We start from the raw sequence: 19,110 nt of genomic DNA, 5'->3' as shown, positions 1-19,110 counted from the left end.
ATTTCTACCTTTCAAATAAGCCGTCTAGTTTTGCCAGTATCTGATCATCTTCATATGCCAGCAGCTGAATCGCCTTGGCCGGACATTCACCGGCACACACGCCGCATCCGTGACACTTGTCCGCATCAATCTGCGACACACCGTCCGCATTGATAAACGGCACATCAAACGGACACACCCGGACACAAATGAGGCAGGATGCACATTTTTTCTCATCCACCACAGCCACACAGGCGCCTAAGTTGATTTCCTTTTTGGCCAGCATGGTCTGGGCCCGGCCGGCTGCTGCCTGGGCCTGGGTGATACATTCCCGGATCACCTTGGGCGAATGGGCCGTACCTGCCAGGAAAAATCCCCGCTGGGCCATATCCACGGGCCGCAGCTTCACATGATCTTCCAGAAAATAGTGATCCTCGGTCCGGGGAAGATGGAACATCAGCGCCAGATCTTCCGTGTTTTCATCATCAGCCACCAGCCCGGTGCTCAACACCACACAGTCTGCGGCAATATCAATGTCACTGTCCAGCACATAGTCATGGGTTCCGACCACCAGCTCACCGTCGTCCTGTCGGACTCGGGGCCGATTTTCCAGGGAGAATCGAATGAATTTAACACCCAGATCCCGGGCTTTTCGGTAATAATCTTCCAGAAATCCATAGGTCCGCATATCACGGTACAGGATGAATACCTCGGTATCCGGGCTGATCTGTTTGATCTTCAGGGCATTTTTCACAGCGGCCTGGCAGCAGATTCGCGAGCAGTTGGGATTGCCCTCTTCCCGGGATCCCACACATTGAATCATCACTATCTGGTCCATGGCCTGCACTTTTTCCGGTTCATCCGCCAGCAGCGAGTCCATGTCCAGCTGGGTCATGACATTGTCAATGGCACCCAGGCCATACTGAGGCGGCCGGTTGGCCAAAGCCCCGGTGGACAGAATGGTCACCCCGTGATCAATCTGCATGTAGTTCATGCGCACCCCGGTCTGGATGCCGGTCTTGAATAAGCCGGGCATACCGCTGTGATCCACGATCACGGACCGGGTCAAAACCTGGATATTGGAATGGGCTGTGACCGCATCCACCAGATTCTGGACAAACGGAGCCACGTCATCCCCTTCAATAGTTTTACGAAGAGACCGGGCCAGACCGCCCAGCGAGGGTGCCCGTTCCACAACATAGGTTTTAATTCCCTGATCCGCAAGTTTCAAGGCCGCAGTCATACCGGTGACACCACCGCCCACCACCAGGGCATTCTGATTCATGGGCAGGGTATGCTCCCGCAGCGGATGGTTGGTTCGAACACCGGCAATCCCCACCTGAAGCAGTTTGACAGCCTTTTCCTGGGCTTTTTCCGGCTCATTCATATGGGTCCAGGTGTTTTGATCCCGCAAATTCACCATTTCCACCAGGTATCGGTTCAATCCCACCCGGCGGAGCAGATCCTGAAACTTGGTTTCATGGGTTCTTGGCGAGCAACCGCCGATGACCACCCGATTCAGCTTGTGTTTTGTGATCATGGCCTCGATTTTTGCCATGGACTCTGACGAGCAGCCATAACCCACAGGTTCCGCCACCACAACATCCGGTCTTGTTTTCACGGCATCCAGCACGTTGGCGACATTCAACACCCCGCCGATTTCAAATCCACAGTCGCACACGAACACACCGATCCGGGGATCTTCTCCTGTGATATCCCGTTCCGGCGGAAACATGTCTTCGCCATTGAGTCCTGCCGGTGACACCGGCAGGTTGGTGGCGGCCATGGCGGCCGCGGCTGATGCCTGGACCATGGTTTCAGGGATATCTTTGGGACTTTCATATACCCCGCAGACATATACCCCGGGGCGGGAGGTCAGAACGGGATTGAAATGATCGGATTCAGCAAAATCATGTTCATTCAACTGGATTCCCAGATTTTGGGCCAGCTCTTTGGTTTCACAGTTCACTCGAAATCCTGTGGACAGTACCACCATGTCGAACTCTTCATTTTGCTGAACCGATTTGTCTTCAACGGCGTAGGCAATGGACAGATTTTTGGTATCGGGTTTTTCCAGGATGGTGTGGGGCCGGCTTCTCACCATGCGGACATTGTACTCGTCCCTGGCCCGGTTATAATATTCTTCATACCCCTTGCCATGGGTCCGCATGTCCATGAAGAAAATCGTGGTTTCAATATCTTCGCCGAACCGCTCCTTGGTGACCATGGCCTCCTTGAGGGCATACATGCAGCAGACACTGGAACAGTAAGGCACATCGGCCCGATTGATACCCCGAGAGCCCACACACTGGATCCAGGCCACTTTTTTAGGCCGTTTGCCGTCGGATTTCCGAACCAGGCTGCCCTGGAACGGGCCGGAAGCAGACATGATCCGCTCGTATTCAAGACCTGTGACCACATTGTCAAACCGCCCTCCTCCGAAGTTATCCAGAACGGAAGGATCAAACAGATCCGCACCCACGGAAAGCACCACAGAAGCCACATCCATGACGATTTTTCTGGGTTGGTCTTCCGGCAGAATGGCACCGGCCTTACAGACTTTTTTCAATGCCTCGACATCGGTGATCTTGCTCATGTCAATGGAAAAAGCAAACGGTGTGGCCTGGGGATAGCGCATGCAGGTCGGTGCCCGGGGATCCAGCCCCGGCGTGAACCTGACCGCATCCGGAAACTGTTTGGCACATTCGCCGCAGGCCGTGCATTTTTCCGTATCAATATATCTGGGTTCGGTCATCAGTGTGGCGGAAAACGCCCCGGCTTCCCCATCCAGTCCCGTCAGACGGGTCATGGGTTTGATTTCCAGGTATTTTTCCCGCCCCCCCTGGGACAAATGGGGAGACACCGTACACAGGTCGCAGTTATTGGTGGGAAAGGTCCGATCCAGCTGGGTCATCAACCCGCCGATGGCATATGATTTGTCTATAAGCAGTACATTGCGCCGGGATTCGGCCAGGTCCAGAGCGGCCCGGATACCGCCGACACCGCCGCCGATCACCAGCACACGCCTGTCCTTGGACAGGATATTTTCTGAATTCTGATTCATTTGCATGAGTAACCTATTCATTTAAGGATATCCGTATGCAGTCCAAAAAGGCTCAACCGCCTCATGACTACAGCACGGATCTCTTTTAAGTTAACGTTGCTTTCTACAGCCCGGCGCTGTCCAGAATGGCCGGCAGTTTGTCTTCCCACCCCAGAGCGGATATTTTGATGCCCTGGGAAATCTCCTTGAGGCTGCGAATCATTTCACCGGCAATGGTCACACATTCCGTGTCACGGTCCTTGGCCTGACGTATCCGCCGGATCACATCTTCCGACAACCGGGAAGTGGGATCATTGATGGAAATATACCGGGCCATGCCAACGTTTTTCAACAGAAAAACCGAGGCAATCACCGGTACATTCAAAGAAGAGAACGTGTGTATGATCTTTTTATAAAAATCCAGGTCAAACACCGGTTGAAGAACGATATATCCGGCACCGGCAGCAATTTTTGCTCCAGCATCTGCCACAGCCTGAGTCAGCTGATCTTCATCGGCAATGGGCGGGGTCGCGATCCCCGGGATGAATTCCGGTTTACCATGCAACTCAAACCCGGCCAGATCCGTTCCGGCCATCAGGGTCTGGATCATTTTCAGAATACCCAGTTCATCCACGTCATCCACAATTTTTGCGTCCGGGTGATCCCCATTGATCATCTCTTCGCCCTGCACCACCATGAGGTTGTGAATCCCCAGCACATGGGCCGCCAGCAGATCTCCCTGAAGCGCCATCCGGTTTCTGTCCCGGCCGTACACATGGATGACGGGTTCCAATCCCTGCTGAGTCAGGATCGCTCCGCCGGCCAGCGCATTCAGATGCATGACACCCGTGTCCAGGTCCGGTAACACCACGGCATCCACACGGGATTTAAGAAACCTTGCATGGCTGATCATATTGGATATATCTACGCCCTTGGGGGTATCCATTTCAGCCAGGATTACCCGTTCCCCGGACGACAGTTTTGCCTTGAAACTCATATACACATCCTTGTCTCATCTAAGTGTTTATAACAAAACCTTACCATCCTGTACCTCTTATTATTCATCAGCACGTTTAGTTGTATACGTTTTTTTCTAAAAATGTACAATGAAAAAACCTTGACTTATTTGATTTTTTTTATCCACCAGGAATCAGTGCCAGTGTCGACACCGTATGTCCGTTAATCGCCGAATCACTGAACCACCAGTATTTTTGCTCACCGGACATGTACGAAGTGACCTGGTCTTTCTGGTGGGGATGAAACATTCGGCCTGTCACCCCACCCGGGAGCACTGCCATGATTTTATTTGTATCGGCAAAATCCACCATCATCCGAAGGGACGCACAATGGGTCACAAAAAACGGGGCATCAAAGTCATACCACCCCCGGTACAGGGTTTCACCGGAACCCCCCATGGACAAGGGGCCTTTTCCCAGCAACCGCCCGATCCATCCCTTTTGTGCCAAAGGATTTCTCAAAGACAACGTGTGAACCCTGCCCCAGTGCCAGCGGTTCATATCCGGCCCCAGGGCCGCTTCCAAAAATGCCCTGGCCCGGTGTCCGGCGATCAAAAAAAGATCTGTCAATGTTTCATTCTGATCCGGGGTACGCACATCGTCAAACCAGACGGACCGGCCCTCCAGAATCATGTGCTGCAACCGCTCCTGCCAGAAATACCAGGTATTGAGCAACAGATCACTGTCAGCATTTTTCAGCTCGTCCTCGAATACCGCCTTGGCCAAAAACCGGTACACGGTCTGGAAAATAGCCGGTCCTGCCGTATCCGGATCATCCTGATAATTCCAGTCAGAAAGAATGGCACCCATTTCCCGGGTATCCGGATGCTGCATCAGTGCGTCAATCATTTTCGGGGCGATGATCCGGGCCATGGGATTCAACGTATCCCGCTGAAACATCCACATCTGGTTTGGTGTTTTGCGGCCGGGCAGTGCCATCAGTTCCTTGAGCCGGTCATACCGATACCGCGGGGCAAAATAGGAAGAATAATAATAAGGATAGCTTTGAGGCACGATTTTATGATTGCAGGTGCCGATCCATCCGGCCGGCGGGTCCAGGGCTGCCGGCATCTGATCATCAGGAATCCATCCCTGCCAGGGATCGCCGGTAGCGGAAACCGGGGATAAAAACGTGCCATGCCCTTTTTGTCGGATGGGCACACGGCCGGATACCTGATACCCGATCCGGCCCTGATCATCGGCAAACACCCAGTTCAAACAGACCATGGAAAGTTGTTTCAACGCATTTTTTAAATCCACACTGTTTTTTGCCTCAAGTATTTCCACCAGACCGATTTCCGGCCCCATGGTTTCGGCCGGGGCAAACCGCAATGACACCGGCGGGTGGGACGACAGATTATCAAACACATCTGTGACAATGGGGCCTCTTTCAGTGGCGCGGACGATAAATTCATGTTTGACAAACCCGCCCGGAGCCGCCGAATCTTTGAGCTTCAGTGTTTCTTTTCGGGTTTCAAACGGCAGGGACCGGTTGTTTGAAAGATATCGTCCCGGATGATCGGGATCCGGTTGTTCCAGATACAGGTCCTGAATATCCGCGTAATTGTTGGTCATGCTTAAAGCAATGTGTGAAGTCCGGCCCATGGCCATGCCGGGAATACCCGGGATGTTCACCCCGACTGCCCGAATTCCCGGGCAGATCAGGCCGATGGGATACCAGACTCCGGGCAGCATCCGAGGATCTAAATGGGTATCACCGCACAGCAGAGCGGCTCCGGTGGCGGACAGATCCGGAGACACGGCCCAGTTATTGCTGCCGGCCCGCAAATACCGATCCGGAAAATAAGCGGCCATCCGGGAAATCCGGACGTCAGTTGCAAAGGTTTGATCACTCATAAGGGGCATCGGCCATTCGCCGGTGTCACCGGGATCATCCGGATGGATGTTAAGAGGCAGTATCCGCCGGGTTTTGTCATATCCCACCGCGTGCAAAAGCATCTGGATAATCACTTCGGTATCCAGATTGGCGGCAGTGGCATATCCCAGATAATACAACAGGCTTAAGGAATCGGAAATATCCCATTTTTCAGGAGAAATCCCGGCCAGCCGGAACTCCAGATGCCTGTTATGGGGTGTGATATCAATAAACGCATTGATGCCGTCCACATATCGCTGAAACCGGGCCGCGGTTTCAGGATTGAGTATTGCTGCCTGTTTTTCTGCCAGCCGGTCCAGACCGATGGTGCGCATGCGCATGTCCTGATCCCGGGCGATTTTTCCTGCCAGCTCACCGGTCCGGCCCTGGATCAGCAGTCGAATCAAATGCATCTGAAACAGCCGGTCCTGGGCAGTCACAAATCCCTGGGCCAAAAGCAGGTCATCCAGGTTTTGTGCCCGGATAAAGGCCATGCCTTTTTCATCCCGCTGAACCGTGACCGGGCCTGTCAAACCGGGCAGATTCAAGGCCCCCCGGGTCTGATATCGATTCAGCACAGACAGGCCGCCTGTCCCGAGAATCACCAGTACCGCACACCATATCAATATGGTAAAAATCCGGTGTATCCGGTAACCAGAGATCAATCGATGCCTCTTGTTGAGAAATGATCCGCACATCAATCCGTCTTCTGAAGCGTCAGTGTTTAAAATTGTAATTAACATAAGTTTATTGTGTACAAATGAAACAATAAAAAATATATTGAGATATAAATTAAAATTTTTAAACACTCAACACAAAAAAATGATTCATGAAACAGATCGATATCCTGATTATTGACGATGAAATCAAATTTGCCGACATGCTGTCCCGGCGGCTGTCCCTCCGGGATATTACCTGCCGGGCATGTTATGACGGCCTGTCCGGTATCCAGTGGGTCAAGGAAAATTCCGGTGCCGCCACCCTGATCCTGCTTGACCTGAAACTGCCGGATATGTATGGTACACAGGTACTGGCCCATATCAAGGAACTCGATCCTGCCGTCCCTGTTTACATCATCACCGGACACGGTACCCGGGAGGATGAAAAAGAATGCCTTGCACAGGGCGCCGCTGAATTCATCCACAAACCCGTGAGCATTGAAAAAATAACCACTCTGCTCACGCATGTCCGGGGGGAGGTTCAATGATCCGAACACCGCAGATGCTGCAGAAACAGGAGTGGCTGGCATTTTTGTTTCACCGCCATAACGCCCATCTGGCATCCTTTCACACCTTTTCCAATTACCCTCGTATCTGGATCATCAGTATCATTATTCTGGCAGTGACTTCCCTGTCCCCGCTGGTGATGGCCACCCTTATCAACAACCGGCTGATTCACAAGTCCGTTGATTCGGAACTGGTGCTTCAGACCGACCGGGTCACTTCCAATGCCAAGCGGTCTGTGCGTTTTTTCCTGGAAGAACGCCTCAATGCCCTGCGGTTTGTTGTCAACGAACTGCCTTATTACTCTTTGATCGATAACGAACACTTGACAAAAATTCTGATCAACCTCAAACTGGGATTCGGCGGATTTACGGACCTGAGCATCATCGATTCAGACGGCAGCCAGGTGGCTTATGCCGGGCCTTTCAACCTGGAAGGCAAAAACTATAAAACCCAGTCCTGGTTCAAGCAAAGCATGGAAAAAGACAATTTCATCAGCGAAGTGTTCACCGGATATCGGGATGTCCCTCACATCATCATTGCGGTGCGGTCCCAGAATGCCTATGGCCGGTATTATCTGCTCCGTGCCACCCTGGACACCCAGCGGCTCATGGACACAGTGTTATCCTATAAAAGCAATTTCCACACAGATATTTTCCTGATCAATCACACCGGCATACTTCAGACCCCTTCCACAAACTATGGGAAAATTTTTACCCCCACACAAATCGACATTCCTGCATTTTCAGACACGACCCAGGTAATCACACCTGAAAACAACAAAGACAAATCGTATGTCGTCGGGTATTCCTACATTGCCACTGAAGCCGTGACCACTCCGTTCATCCTCATGGTTCACAAAAAGAAATCCGAAGTTATGGGCACCTGGCTCAACCTGGGAAAAACCTTTAACTGGATCATTGGTTTCTGCTGCCTGGTGATGATGGTCATCATCACTTTGGTATCCACTTATATGGTAAACCAGCTGTTTTTAGCCGATCAGTCCAAGGCGGAAACCATGCTAAAAATGGAACAGAGCCAGCAACTGGCCTGCATCGGTCAGTTGTCTGCCGGTATTGCCCATGAAATCAACAACCCTTTGGCATTAATCAATGAGACCACCGGCTATCTCAAGGATCTGTATCATTATAAAGATACGCCCAGAGACGATAAAGAGATCATCGAACTTTTGAACGACATCCTGGAAGCCGTGTCCCGGTGCGGCACGATCACCAGCCAGCTGCTGGGGTTTGTCCGGCAGTTCGATGTTCAGATCTCTTCAGTGAATGTCGAACAACTGATCACCGGCATTTTGAGCTTTCACAAAAAAGAAACCGAATACAAGGGGATCCATGTCACCACTGCCATTGCGCCGGACGTTCCTGACATCAAGACCGATCGGGGTAAACTTCAGCAGATTCTGCTCAATCTGATCAATAATGCGTTTCAGGCCATCGAAGTCAACGGATGCCTGGATATCACGGTATCGCACCTGCCGCCGAATACGATCAGCATTGAGATCAAAGACACCGGTTGCGGCATTTCCGAAGAAAACCTGCAACGGATTCACGAACCGTTTTTCAGTACTAAAAAAGAACGAAAGGGAACCGGTCTGGGACTTTCCATCACCTATGGACTGGTCAAAAAGTTACAGGGAAGTATCCGGGTGGAAAGCAGTGAAGGGGTAGGAACCATCTTCACTGTAACCCTGCCGGTCAAACTCCAGAAAGAGGATGAAGCATGAAAATTATTCTAGTGGATGACGAGACCAAATTCATCAACATGCTGGCCAGAAGACTCTCGCTTCGGGGGCTGGACGCGGATGTGGCCTATTCCGGTGAACAGGCCCTGGAAAAAGCCGCTCAAACCCGGTACGATATCGCGGTTCTGGATATGAAAATGCCCGGTATGAGCGGACTTGCCCTGAAAAATAAATTGCTGAAAAAACTGCCGGACATCAAATTCATTTTTGTGACCGGACACGGCGGCGTCGACAAGAACGGAAATTCAGATCTTTCAGAAGAGATTTTTCTGGCCAAGCCCCTGAATATTGATACTTTGATCGATACCATCCAACAACAAATTCATCCGCACAAATAATCAGGGAGACATCAACCATGAAACCGCACACCATTGACCTGGTCAACAAACAGGGACTCCGGTTTTTCGGATCAGTGAATGCCAGCATTTCCCATGAACTGAAAAATATTTTTGCCATCATTTCCGAGACTGCCGGATTTTTGAACGATCTCACCCAGTTGTCAAAACAGGGCAAACCCTTTGACCTGTCTTTGCTGGAAAATTGCAGCAACAGCATTGCAGAGGAGATCGAGCGGGGGTTTGATACCATCCGCCAAATGAACCAGTTTGCCCACAGTGTGGATGATCCGGTCAGGGAAACCAGTATTGCCGATACCCTGACCCTGGCCCTCAAACTGACCGGATTTCTCAGCTTTGCCAAAAAGGCACATTTGGACGAAACTGCGGCAGACACCACGGTTTTCACCAGCCCTTTTCTATTCCAGACCTTGATATATAAGATTTTTAGCGCTCTTTACCGGGCACTGGATGTCAAGGATGAATTGACCGTGACATTTCATGACACGACCCCGTCTGTCATCTTCATACACTTTTCTCATAATCAACCCGCTGATCTTGACTATTTCCCCGATCCGCAGACCGCAGAAATTGCAGATGTGCTCAAGGCGACAATTAAAATAACGAACACTGACCTGGAATTAACCGTTCCTTTGAAAAATGAAGACCTTGAATCTGCAGCGACTGACTGATAATTTGAGTGCAACCTGAATATGAAACTGATATAATACAACGCATCAATACGGTATACAAAAACACACTAAATATCTGGAGGCAGCCATGACCGATACTGAAAAGATTCATCTTTTGCTGGTGGATGACGAAGAAAAATTTCTCAAAGCTCTCACCGACCGATTAAAGCTCAAATTTTTTGACATCACCCCGGTGACCAACGGAGAGGATGCCATCCATGTGGCAAAAAACGCCCGGTTTGATGTGGCGGTGGTGGATCTGCAGATGCCTGGCATTGATGGAGTGCAGCTGCTTGAAACCCTGAAAAAAAGCCACCGGTTTCTGGAAGTCATCATCCTGTCGGGCCATGCCACCATTGACACGGCCGTGGCATGTACCAAGCTGGGCGCGTACAAAGTGCTTGAAAAACCCTGCGGGTTTGACAAACTGGTGGAAACCATTAAAGAAGCCTATGAATCCCGATTGAAAAAGAAATTCGAAAACGACACCCAGCGCATGAAAAAAATTCAGTCCCTGGCATTCGGCCAGTCCCCGCTGGGAATTCTTCGGGAACTGACTAAAATGGACGACAAAGAAAAATAAGCAGACGTGGATGATTGCATGTATGGGCTTTTGATAAATCGCTTGATTTTCATGGGATCTGATTTTAATATCAGAGTTTTATCAATGACTCACTGATTTTTAAAATCATCAAGGATGATCCCATGAAGCCGTACAATATTGTCTATTCCATTCCCTGGAATCTGTTCCTCATCACTTTAGGCAGCGTGATCATAGCGGTGGGAATCAAGGCTGTCATCATCCCCCACGGCATGATCACCGGTGGATTTTCCGGCCTGGGGTTGCTGATCTATTACGGATCGGACATTCTGACCCCGGGGATCTGGTATCTGATTCTGAACATACCCGTATTTATCATCGGCTGGAAATTCATCAGCAAGCGGTTTCTGTATTACAGCCTGTTCGGCGCCGGTGTGTTGACCGTGTTCATTGACCTGGTGAATTTTCAGTTCGATATCACTGACCCCTGGCTGGCAGCGCTGGCCGGCGGCACCCTGGTGGGTGCCGGTGCAGGAATCGTTTTCCGGTCACTGGGGTCCGGTGGCGGCAACGACATCATTTCCATTCTGCTCAATCAGAAATTCAGCCTGCGCATCGGCACTTATAACTTTATGTTCAATTTTGTACTGTTTGTCGGCAGTTTCGGGTATCTGGACACGGACATCATCTTATATTCCATGGCCACGTCATACGTTGCTTCCCAGGCCATTGAATACTGCATCGGTCTGTTCAACCAGCGCAAGATGATCTTGATCATCTCCAAAGACCCCAAAACCATTGCTGACGAAATTCTGAAAAAAATGCAACGGGGGGCCACGTTTCTCAAAGGCCGCGGCGCTTACACCGGTGAGGACAAAGAGATCATCCTCACCGTGGCCAACCCTTACCAGATCAAGCGCATTGAAGAGATTGTGTTCAACATTGATGCAGATGCGTTCATGATCACGGAAAACACCTTCAATGTCCTGGGCAGAGGGTTTTCCCGGCGCAAGGTGTATTGATCTTCAGGGGCGGCTATACCGCGTAATCCGGAAAATTGAAAAAATGCTTTCCTCTACTCGTAAATAGTGTGCTGCTTAGGATCAAAGGCTTCCCTGATGCCTTCACCGGTAAAGGTGACGGTCATGAGCGTCACCACCAGCGCTCCCACCACAGATGCGGAGATCCACCACGCTTCCATGTTCTGCCATCCCTGGGACAGCAGTTCCCCCCAGGAAGGTGTGGGCGCAGGCAGGCCGAACCCCAGATAATCCAGAGACGTCAGGGCCACAATGCCGCTGGAGATGGCAAAGGGTGCATAGGTCACGATCACTGAAATGGTGTTGGGAATAATGTGCCGGAAAATAATGCGGAAATGGGAAGCACCTAAGCTTCTTACCGCCAGAACATATTCCCGCTCCTTTTCCTTGTAGGTCATGGTGCGCATGACCCAGGTGATGCTGATCCACCCGAAAAAAGCCATGATCAGCAATAGAATCATAAAACTGGGGACCAGGATGGAGGACACGATAATAATCACATACAGAAACGGGATATTGGACCAGATCTCGATGATGCGCTGAAAAAACAGGTCAAACCGCCCTCCGAAATATCCCATGGCGCATCCGATGAAAATTCCGATGGTGTAATTGATCATCAGCAGAAAAAAAGAAAACAGAATGGCTGTACGGAACCCATACACCAGCCGGGCCAGAATGTCTCTGCCCACATTGTCGGTGCCCAGAAAGTGACGGTCTTTGATGGACGGCGGAAACGGTGGATACTGGTTGAGGCGCAGATCATTTTCATACGGATTGTAAGGTACCGGCGGCAGAATCACAAAATCACCCTGTCCCGCCTGTTGGAACAAGTCTTTGAGTTCCCGGTAATCGGTTTCATACTGGTAGTCCCGGTCAAAGGTGGTGCCGGGAATCATGTGGCCATAGGTGGGAAAATACCATGTTCCCTGATACCGCACCGCCAGTGCCCGGGAATTGATGAACAGTTCCGCTGCAAAGGAGAAAAGGATCAATCCGGTAATAATGAGAAACGACCAGAATCCCCGGCGGATGGAAATGAACCGCTTGAGTTTGCGGCGGGTGACAGGATTAAGGGCAATAAAGGTCATTTGAAACGCACCCGGGGATCCACAATGGCCACGCACACATCACTTAAAATGTTTCCGATCATAAACAACAAAGATGAAATTACCAGGATCCCCATCACCACCGGATAGTCTCTGTCCACCACAGACTCGTATCCCAATAGTCCCATGCCGTCGATATTAAACACTTTTTCAATGAGAAACGATCCCATGAGCAGAATGGAGATATTGTTGCCGAAACTGGTGGCAATGGGAATCAGGCTGTTGCGCATGGCATGGCGGAATACGGCGTGTTTAAAGGAAAGCCCCTTGGCAATAGCGGTACGCACGTAATCTGCCGCCAGATTGTCCATGAGCGTATTTTTCATCAGCAGGGTCATGACCGTAAACGATCCGATCACATACGCAAATAAGGGCAGTACGGTATGCCGGGCCAAATCCATGACGCGCGCAAACCATCCGAGCTGGTCGAACCGGTCGGAAACCAGACCGCCTAAGGGAAACACATCCCAATGCGAGGCAAACACTACCAGCATCAACACGCCGGCCACCCACCCCGGAATCGCGTATCCGGTAAATATGACCACAGAAGAAACCGTGTCAAATCCGGATTGATGGCGAACCGCCTTGGCCACGCCTAACGGAATACACACCCCGTAGATGAGCACCAGACTCAGCCCCCCGAAATACAGAGAAACCGGCATCCGGTCCCGAATCATTTCCCACACCGGATCATGATACCGGGTGGAGCGTCCCAGATCTCCTTTCATCACCTTGCCCAGCCAGGCCAGGTAACTGTGCAGAACCGGCTTGTCAAATCCGTAATAGGCTTTCAATTTTTCTATCTGTTCCTGGGAAAGCGGCTGTCCCTCCCCGGGCCCGGCCCGGGTGGACACGCTCCCCTGCCCGCCCATCTGCATGGCACGGGTTTCGGCAATGATCCGTTCAATGGGACCGCCGGGCACAAACCGGGTGATAAAGAACACCATAATGGTGATACCGATAAACGTGGGGATCACCAGCAACAGTCGTCGGATAAAATACGCGGTCATGACAGCAAAAACCGCATGGAATCAGCTCGTTTCCAACATGTGGTGCACGGTTTCCAGGGCCTGATCCAGAAACTGGGGCTGAGTTCCCCCGGCCTGGGCCATGTCCGGCCGTCCGCCGCCGCCGCCACCCACCACCTGGGCCGCCTGTTTCACAATTTCGCCGGCTTTGAATTTTTTCACCAGATCCTGGGATACTGTGGCGATAAGCAATGCCTTGCCGTTTGATTTCGCGCCCAGCAACAGAATTCCAGAACCCAGCTTTGCCTTGAACTTATCGGCCAGGTCCCGCAGTTGCGAGGGGTTTTCGATTTCCACCCGCTTAGCCAGTACCCGGACCCCGTTGATCTCCCGGATTCCGGAATCGATGTCTGCCACGGATTTGGATGCGATTTTGGCTTTAACAGATGCCAGTTCTTTTTCCAGATTTTTTTTCTCCTGCACCAACGTTTCCAGCCGGGGCACCACTTGAGATCGGGCTGTTTTCAACAGCAGGGCCGCAGATTCCAAAGACTGGTATTCTTCATGCACCAGATCCATGGCCGCCTGCCCGGTCGCTGCTTCAATACGCCGCACCCCTGAAGCGATACCGGCTTCAGACACAATTTTAAACAATCCGATATCTCCGGATCGCCGGGTGTGTGTCCCCCCGCACAGCTCTTTGGAAAAACTGCCCTGGGTCACCACCCGTACCACATCCCCGTATTTTTCTTCAAACAGGGCGGTGGCCCCCTGGTGAACCGCTTCCTCCATATCCATTTCCCGGGTGGACACATCATGGTTTTCACGGATCCGCTGATTTACAAAATTTTCAATATCTGTTTGTTCCTGATCTGTGATCGCGGAAAAATGGGTAAAGTCAAACCGCAGCCGGTCATGGGTCACCAGCGATCCGGCCTGTTTCACATGATCACCTAAAACATGTCTCAATGCGGCATGCAGGATATGGGTGGCGGTGTGGTTCACCGCCGTTTTCCGGCGCCGGTTTGCATCCACTCTTAACGAAAAAACATCACCTTTGCAGCACTCACCCCGGGTCACGGTCCCGTGATGAATAAACAGACCGGACGGATCCGAAGAGGTATTTGTGATCTCAATGGTGCACGCATCATTTTCAAATATACCGGCATCCCCGGCCTGTCCCCCGGATTCGGCGTAAAATACGGTTTGTGCGGTGACCAGATCCACGACATCCCCTTGCCTGGCTCGGACCAGTTCCTGGTCTCTTTGAACCATGATCAGCAGTTCAGACTCAATGGTTAAATGGTCATATCCTAAAAACCGGGTTTTCACTCCGTCTGCAATCAACGGTTTGTAAACATCACCGGCACCGGTGAATTTTTTCACGGATTTGGAACGGGCTTTCTGCTGGGCCATAGCGGTCTCAAACCCATCCAGGTCCAGGGAAATTTCAGTATCTTTCACATGATCCGCAATAATGTCCACAGGAAATCCGAATGTGTCGTAAAGCTTGAAAATCACATCTCCGGAAATAATTTTTTCCCCTTTGGCCGACAGATCCGCCAGAGTGGCTTCCAGCAGTTTCATGCCCGTGTCCAGGGTTTCCAGAAACTTGTTTTCTTCGTTTTTCACTACTTTAAGGATGAACGGGGCTGAGTCTTTGAGTTCCGGATACGCTTCATCCATGATGTCGAACACCGTCTGGACGGTGTCATGGAGAAACGGGCGGGTCAATCCGATACTGCGGCCGTACCGGATGGCCCTTCGCATGATGCGGCGCAGCACATATCCTCTGCCTTCGTTGGACGGCAAAACCCCGTCACATACCAGAAAGGCAGTGGCCCGGGAATGGTCGGCAATCACCTTCATGGCCACTTCCACCTGATCGGATTCCCCCCGCTGCCGGCCGGACAATTCGCCTACCTTTTCCATGATGGGCACAAACAGATCCGTATCAAAATTAGTGGGCACATCCTGGAGCACGGAAATAATGCGTTCCAGGCCAAGACCTGTATCAATACTGGGTTTGGGCAACGGGGTCATGGTACCGGACTCATCTCTGTAAAACTGCATGAACACCAGGTTCCACAATTCCAGCCACCGGTCACAGTCACATCCCACCGCACATTCAGGATTACCACACCCGTAAGCTTCCCCCCGGTCGATATGAATTTCACTGCACGGGCCGCAGGGTCCGGTGTCCCCCATGGCCCAGAAATTGTCTTCATCCCCCAGCCGGGAGATGCGGTTTTCAGGCACCCCTACCTGATCCCGCCAGATGGCATAGGCTTCATCATCGTCCTTGTAGACAGATACATACAGCTTATCCGGATCAAACCCATACCCGTTGGTGAGCAGATCCCAGCCGAAAGCAATGGCTTTTTCCTTGAAATAATCCCCAAAGGAAAAATTACCCAGCATTTCAAAAAACGTGTGGTGCCGGGCCGTGTATCCCACATTTTCCAGATCATTGTGCTTGCCGCCGGCCCGGACACATTTCTGGGCGGTTACGGCCCGCTGATAATCGCGTTTTTCATCCCCGGTGAACACCCGTTTGAACTGAACCATGCCGGCATTGACAAACAGCAGGGTCGGGTCATCCTGGGGTACCAGAGATGAAGATCTCACCACCTGGTGATTCTGTTTCTTAAAATAATCCAGAAAAATTTTCCGGGCTTCATTGCCTGTCATATATGTGCTCCGAATTGGTGTTGGGTTTCAGGGTTTGTGGTTACTTGGGCTTTTGAGGCGTATCCTCGACTTTTTTCACATCCGCGATGCCAAGTTCGTCTCTGACCTTGGTTTCGATTTTAGCAAAAATCTCCGGGTTTTCGATGAGAAACGCTTTCACGTTTTCTCTTCCCTGCCCGATGCGCTCACCTTCAAATGAATACCAGGACCCGCTTTTATCCACAATATTCAAGGTTACTCCCATATCCAGCAGATCTCCGGTACGGGAAATACCCTCTCCGTACATCAGATCGAATTCAATATCTTTGAACGGGGGTGCCAGTTTGTTTTTCACCACTTTGACCCGGGTCCGGTTGCCGATAATATCCTGACCTTCTTTAATGGGAGATACCCGCCGGATTTCCAGGCGCATGGATGCATAAAATTTCAATGCATTGCCGCCGGTGGTGGTCTCGGGGTTGCCGTACACCACCCCGATTTTCATACGAATCTGGTTGATGAATATAATGGTGGTATGGGTTTTACCCAGGGTACCGGCCAGTTTGCGCAATGCCTGGGACATAAGCCTTGCCTGGAGCCCCATGTGGGAATCCCCCATCTCGCCTTCAATCTCTGACCGGGGCACCAGGGCCGCCACTGAATCCACAATCAAAATGTCAATGCCGCCGCTGCGGATCAGCATGTCCGCGATTTCCAATGCCTGCTCACCGGTATCGGGCTGGGATACCAGCAACTCATCACAGTCCACCCCCAGTTTTTTGGCATATCCCACATCCAGGGCATGTTCCGCATCGATAAATGCGGCAATCCCGCCTTTTTTCTGGGCCTGGGCCACGGCATGCAGGGCCAGGGTGGTCTTTCCGGACGATTCAGGGCCATAGATTTCCACCACGCGTCCCCGGGGATAACCGCCCACACCTAAGGCCTTGTCCAGGGCCAGGGAACCGGACCGGATCACCGGCACCGCTTCCACCACCCGGCCCCCCAGTTTCATGATGGAGCCTTTGCCGAACTGACGTTCAATCTGCCCCATGGCTGTCTGTACTGCTTTGTCCTTGTCTGCGTTTTTTTCCATACAATCTCCTAATGTGCCCCCAAAAGATATAAACATTTCACAACGAGTGCCGCCAGCACCCCTGCCATGATATCATCCAAAACCACCCCGGCTCCGCCGGAAAATTTTTTTTCAAAATACCGCACCGGCAGGCATTTGAATATGTCAAAACATCGAAATGCCACAAATCCGATCCCCAGGGTGACCCAGGTCACCGGTACCAGACACATGGTTACCCAATATCCGGCCATTTCATCGATGACAATGGCACCGGGATCCTTTTGATCCAGAATTTTTTCCGCCTGATCCGCCACAAATACAGCAGCCAGAATAAAACATATCAAAAAAAACATGCCGGTAGCCGGAGGCAAAAAAACCGTACCCCAGATCAAAGGCAACGCTGCCAGGGTGCCGAAGGTGCCCGGCGCTTTCGGACTCAGTCCCAGGCCGCATCCGGTGGCGGCCAGCAGAACCAGTCTGTTTTTCCATGGGCCTGTCATGAATGAATGGCTTTTCATGTTTCTATAATCTGTTTATTTTCGTGTCAAGACAATTTCCAGTCATCCGGAGTGCCTGAAAATACCTGAGCGTAGACATCCTGCAACGGAATATCCCGCTGTCGGGCAACCCTGGCCAGCGCCTCGAATTCCGGTACCAGCCGATTCATACCATTTGGTCCTTTGATTTTTTTGGCATCCAGATAACCGAAAACCGTTTTCATTCTGGCAGGTTCCCGGTCCAGCAACGCCCGGTCACATAAATGATACCGCACCCCGATGGTTGAGGTCTGGGCAAAAATCTCCTGGATCATCAATTCCAGATCTTTGGGCCTGCACAATACTTCCATCCGGATACCCGGGCGGTTCTTTTTCATGTGCACCGGCGCAAAAGACACATCCAAAGCCCCTTTTTCCAGCAGATGATCCATGACAAATCCTGAAATTTGAGGGTTCATGTCATCGATCAGGGTGGTGATCACCGCAATCCGGTCCCGGGAAATCGGTGGTTGAAACAAATTCATCCCAAATTTTTCATCATCAAAGCCGATATCCGGTGCCACTGTTTTTTCCGGAAAGTGCCCCAGAATCAGGCGCAATATATTGGGTGTTCTGGATTTGGTATCTCTTTTTCCAGCCCCGTAACCGATCTTTGCAGGGACCATGGAAGGCACCGGCCCGAATTTTTCAACCAGGGTCGCCACCAGGGCGGCCCCCGTAGGCGTGACAATTTCAGTGGCCGCATCAGACCCAATGACCGGAATCCCTTCCAGAATTGCCAGGGTGGCGGGTACCGGCACAGGAATCCGGCCATGGGCGCAATCCACGAACCCGGATCCCAAGGGGACCTCAGACGCAGTCACCTGTGTGACCCCCAGATGATCGATCGCCAGAAATGTGCCCAGAATATCCACCAGAGAATCGATGCCGCCGACCTCATGAAAGTGCACGGTTTCCAAATCCCGGCCGTGGATCCCGGCTTCGGCCCGGGCGATTTTTTCAAATGCGGCCAGGCTGTTGTTTTTGACATCGGGCGGCAGATCCGATTTCTGGATCAATGAACGGATCTCCGGATATGTGCGGGAGGTTTTGTGATCCGTCACCGTCACCGTGAGATCAACTGCCCGCAGGCCATTGCGGAATACCGGGGCGGTGTGGATGGAAAACCCTTTGAACAAAGGTGTCAGCCGTTCCTGCAGCCACGCGGGGTCCACCCCCAGATCCACCAGAGCGCCCAGGCACATGTCACCGCTGATCCCCGAGATCAGATCCAGGTGCAGGATCATC

15 protein-coding genes are annotated in these 19,110 nt (G+C 51.6%); 6 read left to right on the top strand and 9 right to left on the bottom strand.

Features of this window, described 5'->3' with window-relative positions:
- Positions 1 to 4: 4 nt before the first annotated feature.
- The 3 genes from K365_RS0109890 to K365_RS0109880 form a co-directional block, all read right to left on the bottom strand.
- Positions 5 to 3,043 (bottom strand): FAD-dependent oxidoreductase, encoded by a 3,039-nt coding sequence (locus K365_RS0109890; RefSeq protein WP_245569157.1) that lies wholly within the window; start codon positions 3,041 to 3,043, stop codon positions 5 to 7.
- A gap of 103 nt (positions 3,044 to 3,146) precedes the next feature.
- Complete coding sequence (locus K365_RS0109885; protein WP_024334432.1) at positions 3,147 to 4,019, bottom strand: methylenetetrahydrofolate reductase; 873 nt, start codon at positions 4,017 to 4,019, stop codon at positions 3,147 to 3,149.
- Positions 4,020 to 4,158: 139 nt separating this feature from the next.
- Positions 4,159 to 6,612 (bottom strand): penicillin acylase family protein, encoded by a 2,454-nt coding sequence (locus tag K365_RS0109880; protein ID WP_029725127.1) that lies wholly within the window; start codon positions 6,610 to 6,612, stop codon positions 4,159 to 4,161.
- Between the two features lie 131 nt (positions 6,613 to 6,743).
- On the opposite strand from K365_RS0109880, the gene K365_RS0109875 reads away from it, so the two are divergent.
- The 6 genes from K365_RS0109875 to K365_RS0109850 all read left to right on the top strand — a co-directional run bounded on the left by K365_RS0109875 (position 6,744) and on the right by K365_RS0109850 (position 11,489).
- A complete protein-coding gene (locus K365_RS0109875; protein ID WP_006966323.1) occupies positions 6,744 to 7,121 on the top strand; it encodes a response regulator in 378 nt (125 codons plus the stop codon).
- Positions 7,118 to 8,881, top strand: coding sequence for a sensor histidine kinase (locus K365_RS0109870; protein ID WP_024334430.1), 1,764 nt, complete (start codon positions 7,118 to 7,120; stop codon positions 8,879 to 8,881). Before K365_RS0109875 ends, K365_RS0109870 begins: the two co-directional genes overlap by 4 nt.
- Positions 8,878 to 9,237, top strand: a complete 360-nt coding sequence (locus tag K365_RS0109865) for a response regulator (protein WP_006966321.1) — start codon at positions 8,878 to 8,880, stop codon at positions 9,235 to 9,237. The genes K365_RS0109870 and K365_RS0109865 overlap by 4 nt, the downstream gene beginning before the upstream one ends.
- Positions 9,238 to 9,254: 17 nt before the next feature.
- The gene (locus tag K365_RS26505; protein WP_006966320.1) at positions 9,255 to 9,926 is read left to right on the top strand and encodes a sensor histidine kinase; all 672 of its coding nucleotides are present in this window, start codon (positions 9,255 to 9,257) and stop codon (positions 9,924 to 9,926) included.
- Positions 9,927 to 10,014: 88 nt separating this feature from the next.
- Entirely contained in the window at positions 10,015 to 10,509 is a 495-nt protein-coding gene (locus tag K365_RS0109855) for a response regulator (protein WP_024334429.1), read from the top strand.
- A 122-nt stretch (positions 10,510 to 10,631) separates the two neighbouring features.
- A complete protein-coding gene (locus K365_RS0109850; RefSeq protein WP_006966318.1) occupies positions 10,632 to 11,489 on the top strand; it encodes a YitT family protein in 858 nt (285 codons plus the stop codon).
- A gap of 53 nt (positions 11,490 to 11,542) precedes the next feature.
- Here K365_RS0109850 and K365_RS0109845 read toward each other — a convergent pair whose 3' ends face one another.
- Genes K365_RS0109845 through larC form a run of 6 tightly spaced genes read right to left on the bottom strand, consistent with a single transcriptional unit; the run spans position 11,543 to position 19,109 of the window.
- Positions 11,543 to 12,595: an ABC transporter permease gene (locus K365_RS0109845; RefSeq protein WP_024334428.1), complete on the bottom strand. Its 1,053-nt coding sequence runs from the start codon at positions 12,593 to 12,595 to the stop codon at positions 11,543 to 11,545.
- Complete coding sequence (locus tag K365_RS0109840) at positions 12,592 to 13,623, bottom strand: ABC transporter permease subunit (RefSeq protein WP_024334427.1); 1,032 nt, start codon at positions 13,621 to 13,623, stop codon at positions 12,592 to 12,594. Before K365_RS0109840 ends, K365_RS0109845 begins: the two co-directional genes overlap by 4 nt.
- A 21-nt stretch (positions 13,624 to 13,644) precedes the next feature.
- Positions 13,645 to 16,272, bottom strand: a complete 2,628-nt coding sequence (gene alaS / locus K365_RS0109835; protein WP_006966315.1) for an alanine--tRNA ligase — start codon at positions 16,270 to 16,272, stop codon at positions 13,645 to 13,647.
- Positions 16,273 to 16,312: 40 nt separating this feature from the next.
- Complete coding sequence (recA, locus tag K365_RS0109830) at positions 16,313 to 17,347, bottom strand: recombinase RecA (protein ID WP_006966314.1); 1,035 nt, start codon at positions 17,345 to 17,347, stop codon at positions 16,313 to 16,315.
- A gap of 8 nt (positions 17,348 to 17,355) precedes the next feature.
- Positions 17,356 to 17,826 carry a phosphatidylglycerophosphatase A family protein gene (locus tag K365_RS0109825; protein ID WP_006966313.1) on the bottom strand — a complete coding sequence of 157 codons (471 nt, stop codon included), beginning with the start codon at positions 17,824 to 17,826 and terminating at the stop codon, positions 17,356 to 17,358.
- 44 nt (positions 17,827 to 17,870) lie between these two features.
- Positions 17,871 to 19,109, bottom strand: coding sequence for a nickel pincer cofactor biosynthesis protein LarC (larC, locus tag K365_RS0109820; RefSeq protein ID WP_024334426.1), 1,239 nt, complete (start codon positions 19,107 to 19,109; stop codon positions 17,871 to 17,873).
- Between the last annotated feature and the right edge of the window lies 1 nt (position 19,110).

Origin of the sequence: Desulfotignum balticum DSM 7044 (genome assembly GCF_000421285.1) — a bacterium.
In the GTDB taxonomy this organism is placed as follows: Bacteria; Desulfobacterota; Desulfobacteria; order Desulfobacterales; family Desulfobacteraceae; genus Desulfotignum; species Desulfotignum balticum.
The sequence above is the reverse complement of the archived record's forward strand: the minus strand, read 5'-3'. Positions and strand labels throughout refer to the sequence as shown.

What these genes read in the sequence shown, in the direction of transcription:
- K365_RS0109845 (WP_024334428.1), bottom strand. Translation starts at nt 12,595, where the DNA reads ATGACCTTTATTGCCCTTAATCCTGTCACCCGCCGCAAACTCAAGCGG.
- K365_RS0109840 (WP_024334427.1), bottom strand. Translation starts at nt 13,623, where the DNA reads ATGACCGCGTATTTTATCCGACGACTGTTGCTGGTGATCCCCACGTTT.
- K365_RS26505 (WP_006966320.1), top strand. Translation starts at nt 9,255, where the DNA reads ATGAAACCGCACACCATTGACCTGGTCAACAAACAGGGACTCCGGTTT.
- recA (WP_006966314.1), bottom strand. Translation starts at nt 17,347, where the DNA reads ATGGAAAAAAACGCAGACAAGGACAAAGCAGTACAGACAGCCATGGGG.
- alaS (WP_006966315.1), bottom strand. Translation starts at nt 16,272, where the DNA reads ATGACAGGCAATGAAGCCCGGAAAATTTTTCTGGATTATTTTAAGAAA.
- K365_RS0109885 (WP_024334432.1), bottom strand. Translation starts at nt 4,019, where the DNA reads ATGAGTTTCAAGGCAAAACTGTCGTCCGGGGAACGGGTAATCCTGGCT.
- K365_RS0109850 (WP_006966318.1), top strand. Translation starts at nt 10,632, where the DNA reads ATGAAGCCGTACAATATTGTCTATTCCATTCCCTGGAATCTGTTCCTC.
- K365_RS0109880 (WP_029725127.1), bottom strand. Translation starts at nt 6,612, where the DNA reads ATGTGCGGATCATTTCTCAACAAGAGGCATCGATTGATCTCTGGTTAC.
- K365_RS0109865 (WP_006966321.1), top strand. Translation starts at nt 8,878, where the DNA reads ATGAAAATTATTCTAGTGGATGACGAGACCAAATTCATCAACATGCTG.
- K365_RS0109855 (WP_024334429.1), top strand. Translation starts at nt 10,015, where the DNA reads ATGACCGATACTGAAAAGATTCATCTTTTGCTGGTGGATGACGAAGAA.
- K365_RS0109825 (WP_006966313.1), bottom strand. Translation starts at nt 17,826, where the DNA reads ATGACAGGCCCATGGAAAAACAGACTGGTTCTGCTGGCCGCCACCGGA.
- larC (WP_024334426.1), bottom strand. Translation starts at nt 19,109, where the DNA reads ATGATCCTGCACCTGGATCTGATCTCGGGGATCAGCGGTGACATGTGC.
- K365_RS0109890 (WP_245569157.1), bottom strand. Translation starts at nt 3,043, where the DNA reads ATGAATCAGAATTCAGAAAATATCCTGTCCAAGGACAGGCGTGTGCTG.
- K365_RS0109875 (WP_006966323.1), top strand. Translation starts at nt 6,744, where the DNA reads ATGAAACAGATCGATATCCTGATTATTGACGATGAAATCAAATTTGCC.
- K365_RS0109870 (WP_024334430.1), top strand. Translation starts at nt 7,118, where the DNA reads ATGATCCGAACACCGCAGATGCTGCAGAAACAGGAGTGGCTGGCATTT.